The organism is Microbulbifer sp. 2205BS26-8 (assembly GCF_030731025.1).
GTDB classification, from domain to species: domain Bacteria; phylum Pseudomonadota; class Gammaproteobacteria; order Pseudomonadales; family Cellvibrionaceae; genus Microbulbifer; species Microbulbifer spongiae.
In genome coordinates this window covers 68,401-83,919 of the sequence record NZ_JAVAMR010000012.1, presented here as the reverse complement: position 1 = coordinate 83,919, position 15,519 = coordinate 68,401, and the positions used below count along the sequence as shown (strand labels likewise).

At 56.7% G+C, this 15,519-nt stretch carries 9 protein-coding genes; 1 reads left to right on the top strand and 8 read right to left on the bottom strand.

Features of this window, described 5'->3' with window-relative positions; all coding sequences use genetic code 11:
- Positions 1-64 precede the first annotated feature (64 nt).
- From Q5Y71_RS06345 to edd, 8 genes are all read right to left on the bottom strand, one after another.
- Positions 65-409, bottom strand: a complete 345-nt coding sequence (locus Q5Y71_RS06345) for a hypothetical protein (protein ID WP_306040978.1) — start codon at positions 407-409, stop codon at positions 65-67.
- Positions 409-5,316: an RHS repeat-associated core domain-containing protein gene (locus Q5Y71_RS06340; RefSeq protein WP_306040977.1), complete on the bottom strand. Its 4,908-nt coding sequence runs from the start codon at positions 5,314-5,316 to the stop codon at positions 409-411. The genes Q5Y71_RS06345 and Q5Y71_RS06340 overlap by 1 nt, the downstream gene beginning before the upstream one ends.
- A gap of 753 nt (positions 5,317-6,069) precedes the next feature.
- On the bottom strand, positions 6,070-7,506 hold the full coding sequence (pyk, locus tag Q5Y71_RS06335) for a pyruvate kinase (protein ID WP_306040976.1): 1,437 nt from the start codon (positions 7,504-7,506) through the stop codon (positions 6,070-6,072).
- A gap of 142 nt (positions 7,507-7,648) precedes the next feature.
- The gene (gene gap / locus Q5Y71_RS06330; RefSeq protein ID WP_306040975.1) at positions 7,649-8,683 is read right to left on the bottom strand and encodes a type I glyceraldehyde-3-phosphate dehydrogenase; all 1,035 of its coding nucleotides are present in this window, start codon (positions 8,681-8,683) and stop codon (positions 7,649-7,651) included.
- A 188-nt stretch (positions 8,684-8,871) separates the two neighbouring features.
- Positions 8,872-9,501 carry a bifunctional 4-hydroxy-2-oxoglutarate aldolase/2-dehydro-3-deoxy-phosphogluconate aldolase gene (locus tag Q5Y71_RS06325; RefSeq protein WP_306040974.1) on the bottom strand — a complete coding sequence of 210 codons (630 nt, stop codon included), beginning with the start codon at positions 9,499-9,501 and terminating at the stop codon, positions 8,872-8,874.
- Positions 9,502-9,522: 21 nt separating this feature from the next.
- A complete protein-coding gene (gene pgl, locus Q5Y71_RS06320; protein WP_306040973.1) occupies positions 9,523-10,233 on the bottom strand; it encodes a 6-phosphogluconolactonase in 711 nt (236 codons plus the stop codon).
- A 62-nt stretch (positions 10,234-10,295) separates the two neighbouring features.
- On the bottom strand, positions 10,296-11,756 hold the full coding sequence (zwf, locus tag Q5Y71_RS06315) for a glucose-6-phosphate dehydrogenase (RefSeq protein ID WP_306040972.1): 1,461 nt from the start codon (positions 11,754-11,756) through the stop codon (positions 10,296-10,298).
- Positions 11,757-11,807: 51 nt separating this feature from the next.
- Positions 11,808-13,622 carry a phosphogluconate dehydratase gene (edd, locus tag Q5Y71_RS06310; protein ID WP_306040990.1) on the bottom strand — a complete coding sequence of 605 codons (1,815 nt, stop codon included), beginning with the start codon at positions 13,620-13,622 and terminating at the stop codon, positions 11,808-11,810.
- A 798-nt stretch (positions 13,623-14,420) separates the two neighbouring features.
- On the opposite strand from edd, the gene Q5Y71_RS06305 reads away from it, so the two are divergent.
- Positions 14,421-15,509: a LacI family DNA-binding transcriptional regulator gene (locus Q5Y71_RS06305; protein ID WP_306040971.1), complete on the top strand. Its 1,089-nt coding sequence runs from the start codon at positions 14,421-14,423 to the stop codon at positions 15,507-15,509.
- Positions 15,510-15,519: the final 10 nt, after the last annotated feature.

The window sequence follows — 15,519 nt, the reverse complement described above, 5'->3', positions numbered from 1 at the left end:
CCCGGAGGTGCGTAGCGTCGGAGGCAGGGAGCGGACGAAAGGTAATGCTGACTTGCTCTTAGGGTCATTTCTTGAAGGCTTTCTCAAAAAAACTTAAATCCTTCCATTTTTTCTTCGCATATTCTGGAATATCAATATGATTTTCGATGAAAGAGGATAGACCATATAAGACTGCGTACTCAAAGTAGCCCTTTTTTTTAGGCGGAAGGTAAATAGATATTTCATTCTGTGATAAATTCAACTCAATCTCAACCGAGAATTTAAATTTATCACAATGAGCAAAAACAGTAGTCTTATCACACACTTCAAAATCTACCTCCAAACCGGTATTTTCTTCAAGAATAGATCTTAAAAAATCAATATCTTCCAAGCTCTCTTTAAGCTCATAAGACTCTTTACATAAAGCCATTATCGAAACCATTTATGGATTAATGAGGGAGTTTTGGCCCACCACGGGGGATTTATTCCTCCGGCTTTTAATATGTCGCATACAGCAGATGTACAGCTGTTACTAATTAAATTATATAGACCTGCTGTTTCTGAAAAGCTCATTTCATCAGCTTTATAAAGGGCTGCTCTAGCCTGAGCAATATCTACGTCTCTTGTAGAAATCTTGGTTTTCTTTGAGATTTTTGCTCCATGCCTTAGCATTGTGTCTTGGCCGCCACGAATCAGACCCAATACTCCTCCCGCAGATTCTGTCATGACTAAATCAAACCATTGTGTTTCCTCCCCTGGTAGTGTAATACCAATATAATTATGCCCAACTGGTTTATTCGGTCTATAAGCGACATGGATTTGCGCTTTTTGCTCCTTACACGTTAAGCCAAGGGGATCAATCCAACCTGTTGGATTCGGCACATACCGATATTTATTCGATCCACCTAACAACCCAACCGGATCCTGTTGGGTAAACTCCCCAACCTGTGGATCATAGTATCTAAACCGATTGTAGTGCAGCCCGGTCTCTTCATCAAAATACTGGCCCTGGAAGCGAATAGGCTGTTCTATTTGGTTTTCATGGGCCAGGGCGATATTGCCATAGCTCTTATAGGCAACACTCCAGACCACTTCCCCTTCCTGGTTAGTGAGGGTATCCGGGGTACCGAGGTGGTCCAGGTGGTAGTGATATAGCTGGTTGTCTTCCTTTAAGGCGACAGGCTTGAAAGTGCCAGGCTCAAAATAGTAGGTGCGGGTACTGAGGTCCTGCCGGGTTTGCATATTGGTTTTGCTTTCCCGCAACAGGGTATCGCCATCCCAGAGGAAGCGGGTTTGCTCGCCATGGTCCGCCTTGCCAATACGGCGGCCCAGGGGGTCGTATTGGTAGTGGATCACCTGCTGGAACTGCTCGGTGCCCTTCTCTACCTTGAGCTTTTCCACCCGCACCAGTTGCTGGCGGCTGTTGTAGTAATAACGGGTTTGCAGTTTTTGCCCTTTGCCGCGCAGCTCGGCGATACGGTTGCCATGCATATCGTAGCGGTAGTGGGTGTCACCGCGAAAGGCTAAACGGTTGCCCTTGACTTCGGTGGTGCTGGCCTGCTGTTTGGCTTCCTCACCGGACCCCGCTGCGGCAAGAATATTGTGTGCGGGGTCGTGCACAAAGTATTCGGGGTTGGGGCCGTCTACCTGGGTCAGGCGATCCAGGGCGTCGTAATGGTAGCTGCGGGCGCCGCGCAGGCTGTCTTCGATTTTGGCGATCTGGCCGGTTTTGTTGTACTGATAACTGCGCTGCAGGATTGGGGTTGTGCCCTGGGCGGGGTCGGACACCGGGCCCTGGCTTGCACTGCGGGTTTTGCCCAGTCGCAGTTTTTGCAGGCGGCCTTGTGGATCGTAGTCTCTCTGGCTTTCCAGTCCATTGCCGTGCTGGCGCTGGCTTTCCCTGCCCTGTTCGTCGTGGCTGATACTGGTGATCAGCTGATCCGTATCGCTGCCTAAGGGGCGGCGGTGCAGGCTTTGGAACTGGCCAGCGGGGTTGAAGGCGAAGTTAAGCACTTCACCATCGGGCAGGGTTGTGGCGATACGGTTGCCGGCGGCATCGTATTGGTGGCTGAGCTTATCTTTGCCCTGCCAGTCGGCGGTCACGCGGCCACTGGCGTCGTATTCCCAGCGCAGTTTGCGGTGGGCATTTTCCGCTTTGATGAGTTGTCCGCTGCGATTGTAGCGGAAGCTGGTTATGCCATCCGGGGTGGTCTCTTCCAATAAGCGGCCGAAGGGGTCGCGCTCGAAGATGGTGTCGATACCTTTGCCGCTGTCTGTGTCGGTTACGGCTCTGGAGCTGACCAGGTGGCCGGCGCGGTTGTAGGCGTAGCGGGTAACGCGGCCATCAAAGCCCACTTCTTCAATCAGGCGTTCGTTGAGGTCGTATTTAAGCTGGTAGCGCTCGCCGTTTTCATTGGTGAGGCCGATTAAGTTGCGCTCGCCGTCATAGTGATACTCCAGGCGGCTGCCGTCCGGGTTGGTGCGGGTCTTAACCTGGCTGAGGCCGTCGTAGGCGTAGCAGGTACTGCGGCCTGCTGAGTCGGTCACCTCGGCAAGTAACCCCTGCGGGTTGTAGCTGTATTGCGTGCGGGCACCGTCCGGGGTGGTCACCGCATGGATACGATCCTGGGCATCGTATTCATAGCGGGTAACCTGGCCGGGGGCGTGTTGCACTTCTTCCAGGCGGCGGGCGCCGTCGTAGCGGTAGTGTTGGGCACGGCCCATGGGGTCTTTGACTGCGGCGAGATTGCCTTCGGGGCTCCACAGGTAGTGGGTGGTATTGCCCAAAGGATCGGTAACACTGCCGATCAGGCCAACGGGGTTATAGCCGTACCGGGTACTGTTGCCGCAGGGGTCTTTGCTGGCAATGACCTGGCCATTGTTGTTGTATTCCCGTTGCCAGCTATTGCCGGCGGGATCGGTGACTTTTGCGGGCAGACCTTCGCCATTGTATTCAATACAGTGGCTATTGCCGGCGGCATCGATCTTTTGTACCAGGCGACCCTGGTCATCGTATTGGTAAATTTCCTCACGCAGGCTGCCATCGTCGCTGGGCAACTGTACCCTGGTCACCTGGCCCAGGTCGTTGTAGCTGTAGAGCGTCTCTGCCCCTTCCGGGTCGCGGTGGTAGATGGGCAGGGCGCGCTCGTTAAAGCGATAGCGTTCTTTACCACCACGGGTGTCGGTGACGGTAACGCCTTTGCCGTCATCATCCCAGGCAAACTGGTAGTTGTATGTATCCTGCCCATCGATCGGGTCGCCCCATTGGCGCACACAGCGGGCAGAGGGGCCTTCGGCATCCCATTCAAAGTGGAAGCGGTAGCCGGTTTTCAGGGTGCGCTGCTTAATGACGTGCTGATGGTATTGGTACTGCTCACTGTAACCATCGGCGTCGGTGGCTTTAATCAGGTCACCTTCATCGCTGTACTCATAATTTGCGAGTACTTTGATGCGACCATCGCGGGTTTCTTTTTTCAGCTCACCGATACGCTGGCTGTTGGCCTTTCCAGCGGGCGGGCTGATATGCAGGGCTTCGCCAAGACTGCTCTCGATACAGATCAGGCGTTCGCCGATATAGTGGAGCAGGTAGTAGTTGCCGTAGCCATCGCGGATTTCCGCAAGCTTGAGAGCACTTTTATCACCAGTGGCCTTGAAGTGTTTCTGTACTCCGTTAGGGGCGCCGTAGGGAGTGATAATCCAGTGCTCGTCGTTGACGCGGCTGAGGCTGAGCTGCTCCACCACATTGTGGCTGCGGCCACTGCCCCCCGGTGCGGGCAGGCTGATCACCCGGCCTTCGGCATCGTGGAACTCTACCGCTTTGCCGGGGCGCAATACCAGGCGTTCGCCCAGGGTGTGGGTCCAGCCGTGACCCAGGCCAAAATCCTTGGGGTTACTGCTGCGGTAGGTGCGCGCCAGGGTAAATGGCAGCGGGCCGTCCAGCACCGCGTCCACCAGGGTCAGGCGCTCTTCGCCGGTTTTTAAGTTGATCGGTTCACCACCTTCACGGGCCCTGGCATTGCGCTGGGTTTTGTCGCCGTTGTGGTTTTCCCCGGTCGGGTTATTGGTGTTATCCGACTCGTTGGATGTGCTGCTATTGCTTCTATTGCCAGTCTGGCTGTTCTGGGCGCTGGCAGAGCTTCCACCGGAATGGTTGTTACTGCTTTGGTTGCCACTTTTATTGGCGCTTGAGCCACTGCTGGTGCTACTGGCTGAACCGGGGTTACTCGGAGACGGGCCACTGCCACTGGACGGCACCGCAGCCTCAGTAGAACTAAAATCGGAGAAACTGGCCCCACTGCCCTTGGCCTTGCCGCCGCGCTTGCTGGCAAGCAGGCTGCGCTGCTTTTTCAGTTTGGCGAAGTCCAGCATCAGCTCGCCAATACCGCGGAAGGCTTTCAGCAGACGGGCATTTTTTACCAGAGAGATTACAGCTCCGGCACCACCGGTAACAGCGGCCAATACAATGGTGAGAATAATCTCGAAAGCGCCGCTGCCGGCCAGCTCGGTGATTTCCAGACTGTGCTGGGCTTTGACATAATCCTGGGCGAAGCGGTAAATGGTGTCTCTTAGAGCCGGCTCTGAATAGATCAGCTGGGCCACGTCAAAGGCCAGCTCCAGCTGTTGCCTGGTGATCTTGGAGGGATCGAAGCCCAGTACATCCACCACTTCCCGCTGCACAGCAGACAGGTACTCCCTGCCCGATTCCTCAAAACTCTTGTCGTACAGGAAATAGTTGACAGTGGCGGTACTGTATTCGATGGACTGGCGGAGGGGATGCACCAGTGCCGCTACCTCGAGAATATCCTTGCTCCACACCGCCAGGCCCCAGGCCGCATTGCCCACGCCGGTGGCACCGCGATCAATATAAGCCCCCACCTTTTCCAGGGTGGAGCGCTGCTCGTGGCGTTGCTGGATTAATGCCGCCTCGGCGCGTTCCTGGGCAATAATCTGCTGTAAGCCCCTGCGAATCCTGGCGGTCAGTTCGGACTGTTTGTCGGCAAGCGCCGCATCCGCAAACGGGGCTTCCTCGATAATCAGGCGGTTTTGAATCAAAGCCAGGTAGATTTTCTGTTCCTGGCTGGAGAGGTGGCCAGGTGCTTCGGAAAGCGAGGGCAGGAGCGTTGTTCCCGCTTGGCTGGACTGGATACTGGCACTTTGCCCATTGCTGGAAATACCGTTCACGCCAAAGAAGTGATCGTAAATTTCCTGAATCACAGAGTCATCGAACATTGACAACAGTTGGGTGGCACTGTCCTTCAAGGGAATATCCATTTGATAGTCCCTGCCAGACTTGACAATATAACGAACACCCTGCCTGTTTTCGACACTTAGCTGCATGGATAATCCTTCAGTTGCTTTACGCCAGCTTTTTGTTGTTCACCGTAATCGAACAATTCGCAAAGAGTTATTGCTTTCTATTTCTTTACCGCGGCGGTCACTCTCCCAAGGGCAGCCACTTCCCTGTTACAAAAGTGTACCAACCCGGAATACACCAGACGGTGATCCCCTGGCGAAATACCCGCAAAAAGCATGTTGGATTAGGGTAAACGCAATTTGTGAAAACTTAAATAGTGTTGGCTGCGCACCGCTTGGGTTAAGCAATGTCTCTTCACCAATAGTTTCACTGCAATGCCGGCAGGCACCGCCCGGCTCCCTCTGGCATCGGGTAACAGCCGGTATGGTTACCCGCCTGAAGAGATTAACGCAATTCGGCAAAAGGCAACAGCGCTATGCCATTACACGATATTGACGCTCTATTGAAAAATAAAAACCTTCAAAATAATTAAAATTATTTGATTTTTAATAAGATATTCCCGCGCCTCTGCCGTGGTAGCAATGAAAAGGCACTGTCACAGTGTGATACAAACCACAACAGAATTTCTGCTGCAGATGCCCCTTTCAGCAAGCACTTTTGTGTTAGTGCGCATCATTATTAGCAAAATAAAAATGGGTAAGAACAGGAAATGCAGGGTGCCCGGGTGGATCAAAAACCCGCGGATAGCACCCAGTGCTGACAGGGTATCGCCCGCTGCCTTGCCACCGCAATCCCGCAGCGGCGCCGGGTCATCGGTGGCAACAGCAAAGATCCGGTTATTCGATTTCCTTTATCCGCATGGAACTGGTGTAGCCACCCACATTTACCCGCTCTCCCTGGGTGATCAGAATGCGCTGGCCCTTTTGCAGGTCAATGCGCGAGCTGAGCACTTCAATAACGGCACCGGTCAATTGCCCCAGAGGCACTGTGGCCGGATCAAAGCTGACCGGATCAACCCCGCGCAGCAATACCAACTGGCGAGCAACACGCGGATGCCGGGTAAGCGCGTAGATGGGCAGGCGGGTATTGGCGCGGGACATCATGCGCGGGGTGCGCCCGGATTCCGTCAGTGCCGCCACCGCACAGAGGTTTTCCACCCGTGCCGCCACATCAATGGCCGCCTGGGCGATCACGGTATCGATACGGTCCGAGGCGCCGTGCTCCTGCGGGGTGTAGGGCACACTGCCGAGATATTGCTCGGCACCCACAATCACCTCGCTCATGGACTCCACTGCCGCCAACGGGTAATCACCGGCGGCGGTCTCGGCGGACAGCATCACCGCATCGGTCCCATCCAGTACGGCATTGGCCACGTCCATTACCTCGGCACGGGTGGGTGTGGGGCTGGTGATCATGGATTCCATCATCTGGGTTGCGGTGATCACGCCGCGGTTAAGGGCGTTGGCGCGATGGATCAGTTTTTTTTGCACCCCCACCAGGGCCGGATCACCGATCTCTACCCCCAGGTCACCGCGGGCCACCATAATGGCATCCGAGGCAAAGATCAGGGCATCCATCTGTGCGCTATCGGCGACCGCTTCGGCGCGCTCTATCTTGGCCACAATGGCGGCCTGGCTACCGGCAGCCTGTATCGCCTTGCGGGCGGTTTCCAGGTCCTCGGCGCAGCGGGGGAAGCTCACCGCGAGAAAATCCACTTCCAGCTCTGCGGCCAGCTCGATATCCCGGTAGTCTTTTTCCGTCAACGCCGGGGCAGACAGGCCGCCACCGAGGAGGTTGATGCCCTTGTTATTGGACAAGCGACCGCCCTGCAATACGCGACAGTAGAGTTTAGTGGGGGTGGTGCCGGTCACTTCCAGGCGGACCTTGCCATCGTCGAGCAACAGCACACTGCCGGACTTGCAATCGCTGATCAGGCTCGGGTAGTCGACCCCAACACGCTGCGCATCGCCGCCCTGGGGCGGGCAATCCAGGTCCAATACAAATTCGTCGTTGACCTCCAGCACCACGTGGCCTTCGGCAAAACGGGCAATGCGGATCTTGGGTCCCTGCAAGTCGCCCAGCACGGCAACGGTCCTGCCCTGTGCGGTTGCGGCATCACGCACTTCCTGTACCCGGCGGCGGTGGTCATCCGCGGAGCCGTGGGAGAAATTCAGGCGCACGATATTGACACCGGCTCGAATCATTTCCTCGATAATATGGGGCTTGTCAGTGCCAGGGCCCAGGGTGGCAACGATTTTGGTATGGCGAATCATAAAGTCCTGTGAATTGATCAATAAGCATTAAGTCATGGGGGGGGCAATCCAGCGATTGTCGGCACCGGATTGATTTGCCGCAAACCGTGCAAGGCAATTCCGGTACCTGTTCCGCCGACTGTGGAACAGGTTTACACACAGATCAGGCGGACTCAGCAACCGGCAGACGCAGCTGCTGCGCGGCGGCCATGGCCAGACTGGTATCCAGCATACGCTGGGAGAAGCCCCATTCATTGTCGTACCAGGCCATCACTTTTACCAGATTGCCGTTCACTCGGGTGTGATTGGCATCGAAGTGGCTGGAGGCGCTGGTATGGTTGAAATCCACGGAAACCAGGGGCCGGTCGCAATAGGTCAGCACCCCCTTACTGGCCTCCGCAGCCTGCCGCATCAGGCGGTTCACCTCTTCGACGGTGGTATCCCGGGCGGCGATAAACTGGCAGTCTACCAGGGAGACATTGTTCACGGGAACGCGTACCGCCATACCGTCGAGCCGCCCTTTCAATTCCGGCAGTACCAGGCCCACCGCAGCGGCGGCGCCGGTCTTGGTGGGAATCATATTATCGGCTGCAGCGCGAGCCCGATACATATCCGCATGGACTGCATCCTGGGTGTTCTGGTCATTGGTGTAGGCATGCACGGTGGTCATAAAGCCGCGCTCAATACCCAGCCCGCGGTGCAACGCCTGCACCACCGGCGCCAGACAATTGGTGGTGCAGGAGGCATTGGAAACCACCCGGTGATCCGCGCTCAAGCTTCCATCATTGACGCCGTACACCACGGTAAGGTCGGCGTCTTTGGAGGGGGCGGAAATCAGTACCCCACTGGCACCCGCTGCGATATGTGCGCAGGCAGAGACTCTATCGGTAAAGCGACCGGTACATTCCAGCACCAGATCCACCCCCAGTTTCTTCCAGGGCAATCTGGCCGGATCACGTTCCTGGCATACCTGTACACGATCGCCACCGATGACCAGCGCATCGCCATCCACAGTTACCTCGGTGGCAAAGCGGCCGTGGATCGTGTCGAAACGGGTGAGGTGCGCATTGGTGGCTACCGGGGCAAGATCGTTGACTGCAACCAGTCGGATATGATCGCGATAGCCGGATTCATAAATGGCCCGGGTGACATTGCGGCCGATTCGACCGTAACCATTGATGGCAATGTTTATTTTCATCTGACTTTACCCTGTTATTTTGGCTTTCCACACTTTCTGGTCTGTGCGGATACCCTTTACCGAACGTTTGTGGCACTGAACCCGTTAGCCCAGGCAACCCTCTGCGACTGGCCGGATGGCAACTCCCACAACACTACCCGCGGACCAGTTTTTGCAACGGTGGGTGCCCATCCCCGGCCATCGCCATATCAAGTTTTCAATGCTGCAGCTTGCTTTGCCAAGCGGGTGATCTCCGCCCAGTTTTTCTCCCGCACCAGCGCGCTGGGTGCCATCCAGGAACCGCCCACGCAAACCACATTGTCGAGCGCTAGATAGTCCGCTGCGTTATCCGGGCTAATACCGCCGGTGGGACAGAAGCGCACTTCCGCCAGCGGGCCCGCAATGGATTTCAACATCGGTACCCCACCGGCAGCCTGGGCCGGGAAAAACTTCTGGTAGCAATAGCCACGCTCAAACAGGCGCATGACCTCGGAAACACTGGCCGCCCCGGGCAGCAGCGGCACATCGCAATCCTGCGCTGCCACCAACAACCGTTCGGTCACACCGGGGCTCACAACAAAGCTGGCGCCGGCATCGACGGAGCGCCGCAAGTCATCACTATTTAAGACAGTACCGGTACCTATTTGCACCTCGGGCAAATGCCCGGCAATCCGCTCCACTGCCTCCAGGGCAGTCGCGGTACGCAGGGTGACTTCAAGCACACGCAAACCGCCTTCGAGCAGCGCCTCGGCCAGGGGCAGTGCGTCTTCCTGGTGTTCAATCACCAATACCGGAACAACACCGGCAACCGGTAAAATATCGGCGATATTTTTCTGCATTCGTCACATCCAGATGGTTTGTTAAGGTGCCCAGTAAACCGTGACCGGCTTCAGAGCCTGTTTGAGAACAGCGCGCACCGGCATTTCCATTTCATCACTGCCGAGCAACGCTTCGCGGTAAACATTCAGTTTTTCCTGGCCGGTGATCAATAGATTGATATGTCGCGCCTGCAAAATGGCGTTTGCGGTCAAGGTCATACGCTCGGTGTAGGCACCGGTTACCTCGCTTGGCCTGGCAGTGATTGCGCTGCAGAGTTTTTCAGACTGCGGATTCAGCGCGGGTGCAAGGCCCTGCGCATGGGGAAACCATGAAGCGGTGTGGCCATCGGCACCCATGCCCAGAATACAGACATCGAAAGGGCGCGGCAGTCGGGCGTAGGCGCGCTCACATTCAGCCTCTCCCTCAGCCGCTGTTGCGTGAGAGGTTTTCATGGCCAACAGTGTCGCCTCTGCGGCGCAGTCCTGTAGCAGGCATTGTTGAATAAAGGCCTGGTTGCTGCCCCTTTGCGACGGGTCCACCCAGCGCTCATCCACCAGTGCGGCGGTAATCTGTGACCAGGGCAAGGGGCGTTTGGAAAGCGCGCGATAAACAGGCTCCGGCGTGCTGCCACCGGAAACCAGGAAGGTGGCATGGCCCCTGGTACTGATGCCCTGTTGCAATGCACAGGCACAATCATGGGCAAGCACCTGTACCAGGCGCTCGCGATCGGGATAAAACTTTTCCTCTGCCATGGAGCTTTCCAGTCACTTCCCCGGAGATGCGCCTGTTGCAGGCAGGGCAGCTCCGGCAATCATTACTTGGCGTTAAACCAGTGGCGGCCGCTACGGGCCAGTAACTCACCGGCCCCCGTCGGCCCCCAGCTTCCCGCGGTGTAGGGTTTGGGCTGGTTGCTGGTGTCACGCCAGTGTTCAATAATCGGGTCGACCCAGGCCCAGGCCGCGGCCACTTCGTCGCAATGAATAAACAGGGCCGGATTATTGGCCGCCACATCCAGCATCAGGCGTTTATAGGCGTCGCTGCGAAAACTGTCGTAGGTATCCGACAGGTTTAAGTTCAGTTCCGCCTGCTGCAATTTTGTGGCCAGGCTGTCCATTTTCTTGGCCATCAATATCAACTTGATACTCTCTTCGGGCTGTAGGCGGATCACCAGGCGGTTGGGTATCACTTTGCCGGCACTCTCATCGTAGACGTGATGGGAGACCTTCTTGAACTGCACCACAATTTCGGCACAGCGCTTTTCCATACGCTTGCCTGTGCGCAGGAAAAAGGGCACGCCCGCCCAGCGCCAGCTGTCGATATGCGCCTGTATTGCCACAAAAGTCTCCGTAGCACTGGCACTGTGTTCCAGCTCTTGCAAGTAGCCGGGCACAGGCTGCCCGTCGATCTCTCCAGCCACGTACTGCCCGCGCACAACATTCTTATCCACTTCTGAAGCCCTCAGGGGTCGCAGGGCTTCCAGCACCTTGATTTTCTCCGCGCGAATATTTTTCGCGGACATGGTGTTGGGTGATTCCATCGCAATCAGGCACAACAGCTGCAACAGGTGGTTCTGCACCATATCCCGCAGTGCGCCCGTCTCATCGTAAAAACCGGCACGCCCTTCCAGGCCGACCGTTTCCGAGATACTGATCTGGATATGGTCAATGGCTTTTGCATCCCACAGGTGCTCAAACAACACATTGCAGAAACGCAGGGCAAGCAGGTTTTGTACTGTTTCCTTGCCCAGGTAGTGATCGATGCGAAAAATATGGTCTTCGGGAAAATAATTGGCGAGTTTGCCGTTGATTTCACAGGAAGTCTGAGCGTTGTAACCCAGTGGTTTTTCCACAACCACACGGGCCTTCTCACTGATCAGACCTTTCCTGTGGAGGTTTTCACAGCACAGGCCAAAGACCCCCGGCGGGATTGCCAGGTAGAAAATACGCACATGCCCGGGATCTGTACCCAGGATGTCTACGAGGTATTCCCACCGGGTATCGGGCACGGCTATATCCAGCGCGACAGGGCACAGCAGCTCGCTGAAGCCACGCCAACTGGAGTCACGGTATTCACCCTCGCGCAAGTACGCCTGCAAAGCCCGCTGCGCGGGTTCCAGGTAACGGTCGGCGTCTTCCCGGCGCCGGCATACCGGCAGGATTCTGCAACCCCGCGCCAGACTGCCCTCTCTAAACGCGCGGTAGAGCGCCGGTAGCAACTTGCGCATCGCAAGGTCACCGACTCCACCAAACAGCACCATGTCAAAAGGATCAAGCATAGGTTTCGCTCTGAGATCGTTTTCTTGCAATGCCTAACAGCACCGTTCTGGTTAATACAGAATACTTGCGCCCGTCTCCGCACCACTGGCAATAGCACGCATATTGGCAAAGAGTTCGCGGCCCATACCCCGGGCGCTTTCGGACAGGTCGCACTGAGCGATTTTGCGCGCGGCGAATACCTCTTCATCCACAAGCACGCGCAGCACACCCGCTTCACAATCCAGTTCAATCAGGTCGCCGTTGCGCACCCTGGCAATGGCCCCCCCTTCAACGGCCTCAGGGGATATATGAATGGCCGCCGGCACCTTGCCGGAAGCTCCAGACATACGCCCATCGGTGATCAATGCCACTTTGAACCCGCGATCCTGCAGTACCCCGAGCGTCGGCGTCAGCTTGTGCAGCTCCGGCATTCCGTTGGCACGGGGCCCCTGGAAACGCACCACGGCGACAAAATCCCGCTCCAGCTCGCCAGCCTGAAAACGCGCCAGCAGTTCATCCTGGCTGTGCAGTACAATGGCCGGCGCCTTGATCTTGAGCTGCCCGGCTTCCAGCGCGGAAACCTTGATCACACTGCGACCCAGGTTGCCCTTGAGCAGTTGCAGCCCACCGTGGTGGGAAAAGGGATCGCTCACCGGGCGAATCACGGAGGTATCGCCACTCTCTTCCGGGCCTGGTCGCCATACCACACCATCTCCGGCATCGTTGAGGAAAGGATCGCAGCAATAGGGCTTGAGCCCCGACTCCCCGAGCACCGTATGTACGTCAGGGTGCAACAGACCGGCACAGAGCAATTCCCGAATCAAGAACTGCATCCCCCCCGCCGCGGCAAAGTGATTAATGTCTGCGGTGCCGTTGGGGTAAACATGACACAACAGGGGCGCCACTTCGGAGAGATCCGCCATGTCCTGCCAGGTCAGCTGGATACCCGCGGCGCGGGCCATGGCCACCAGGTGCAAGGTGTGATTGGTGGAACCGCCGGTTGCCAACAACCCCACAACGCCGTTTACAAAGGCCTTTTCCGTGAGAATCTTGGCGATCGGTGTGTGTTGACTGGGCTCGGTAATTGTAACCAGTTGCGCCACTGCCGCTTCGTTCAGGGCATCGCGCAGGCCGGTGCCGGGATTGACAAAAGAGCTGCCCGGCAATTGCAGCCCCATGATTTCAACCAGCATCTGGTTGCTGTTGGCGGTGCCGTAGAAAGTACAGGTGCCGGCACTATGATAGGAGGCGCTCTCCGCTTCCAACAGCTCTGCACGGCCCACCTTGCCCTCGGCGTAGAGCTGGCGTACCCGCCCCTTTTCCGCATTGGAAAGGCCGGTGGGCATAGGGCCGGCCGGAACAAAGATTGAGGGCAGATGCCCGAATGCCAGCGCCCCGATCACCATGCCGGGTACGATCTTGTCGCAGATACCGAGAAACATGGCGCCCTCAAAAATATCATGGGACAGGGCCACCGCTGAGGACATGGCGATTACATCGCGAGAAAACAGGCCCAATTCCATCCCCGCCCGCCCCTGGGTAACGCCGTCACACATGGCCGGCACGCCACCGGCTACCTGCGCGCTGGCCCCGTGGCGCGCCGCCGCCTCTTTCAGGCGGGTCGGGTAAGTGCCGTAGGGTTGGTGTGCGGACAGCATATCGTTATAGGCGGTGACAATGCCCAGGTTGGGCCCGCGCCCGGAGGCAATCAATTGCTTGTCCCTTTGCGGGGCGGCGGCAATGGCATGGGCCAGATTCCCGCAGGACAACTGTGCACTGGCGGGACCTTCAAGGTGCGCTTTGTCTACCTGCGCCAGATATTCTGCGCGGGATTCTTCACTGCGCCGGATTATGCGTTCCGTAACTGCCTGAACCTTACTGTGCACCATAACGTTTCCGTATAAATTCTGCAGGGATGGCCCCCGCGGTCCCATTGGCCATCACCCGATTTCGGTGGTACGCCCAGTACCGCTGACCCTCCATCCCCGATAAAGCCAATCCGCGGTGGAAAATCCCTTCTCCAGCCTTTGGGTTGTAGTGCGGTTGGCGGTCTATCACCCAACAAAAGCACCTGGACCGGGGGCGCCTCAGCACATATTGGGTAAAGGGCAGGGCATCTGTTCCAGCACAGTGACCCACTGACCAAATCAGCCAGCCTCCCTGAAAAGTGGGTTGCTGGCAGGGCGTGCACCCCACCCAGCCCAGCTACAACCGCCCCCGGAAAAGGCTCAACTCTTTCTGACAAGCACTATGTAGTAAAACTACACAAACTTCAACACCTGATGAGCAGCCTTATACTCAACTAAGTATTTTTAGCTAAAAACTCTTTTAAATGCTCTAAATTTATCTGAAAAGTAGAACTTTTTACCTCTATATTGAAATTTTTGACTTCACAGCCCAGCAGAATCCGGCTCAGAAATGTAAGAAATTTACATATAGGTAACCCAGTGTTGACAACCTGGTTATGACAGAAGAAACCCCGGGGCAAACCAGCCCCGACAGCGGCACCGGCACGTTTTATCCACACCGCGAAAACAGGTGCCAGGTGGATAAAGTCCAGCGCTGACTGGCAGCAACCTGCAAACTGCTGCCAGACTGTTTAGCGGGCACCAAACCGGGCGGGCGAGCAAACACATGGCGGCCTCAAACCGCAACGGCCTCCGGCAAACGGGTATTGTTACTCTATGAAAGTCACCATCAATGACGTGGCCAAGCGTGCAGGCGTTTCGATTAAGACCGTCTCACGGGTCATCAACAATGAGCCCTCTGTGCGCCCGACCACCAGAACACGGGTCCGCATGGCAATACAGGCGCTCGACTACCGGCCCAATCTGGCGGCGCGCAACCTGGCCGGCACCCACTCCTATTCCATTGCCCTGATTTACGACAACCCCAATGCCTACTACGTGATGGATTTGCAAAACGGTATCCTCGCGGCCTGCAGGGCACGGGGCTATGAACTGCTGATCCATCCCAGCAGCGCCAAATCGCCCTCCATTCACGACGAACTGCACAAACTGGTGGAACAAAGCCGGATCGCAGGCCTGATATTGACACCCCCCTTCTCCGAATTCCCCGAGGTCATGGACACCCTGGAAACCCTGGGTGTGACGTTTGTGCAGATTCTCTCCACCCAGGCTGCCGACCAGCTGGAGGACAACTGTATCCAGGTGGATGACGCCGCTGCCGCCTTTTCAATAACCCGGCATCTGGTGGAACTCGGGCATCGACGCATCGGCTACCTGTACGGAGGCATTGAACACTTTTCCACCCTCGGCCGCCTTGAGGGTTACATGAGGGCATTGCAGGTGGCAGAACTACCCGTCGATGACGAGATCATTCTCGAGGGGGAATACTCTTTCGATTCAGGTGTGGCCGGCGCCACCATCCTGCTGGAGTCCGACAGCCCCCCCACCGCCCTCTTTGCCGGTAATGATGAAATTGCCGCAGGCGCCCTCTTTGCCGCACGCATGATGAACATCGAAGTACCGCAGCAGCTGTCCATTGCAGGCTTTGAGGACAGCCCTTTTTCACGCCAGACCTGTCCCAAGCTCACCACCGTCCACCAGCCCAACGAGGAAATCGGACGCTGTGCGGCAGAGTTGACACTTGAGCGGATTCACTGCAAGGGGGGCATGGAGAAAGAGAAACCACCGGGGAGTATCACCCGCCGCTTCACGCCCAGGCTGATCGTGCGGGACTCCACTGGAGCGGCACCGAAGCAGGCTTCAGCCATTAAAGCCCAGCCGGCATCCCACAAAAAAACCGGGTGACCGGGGACTG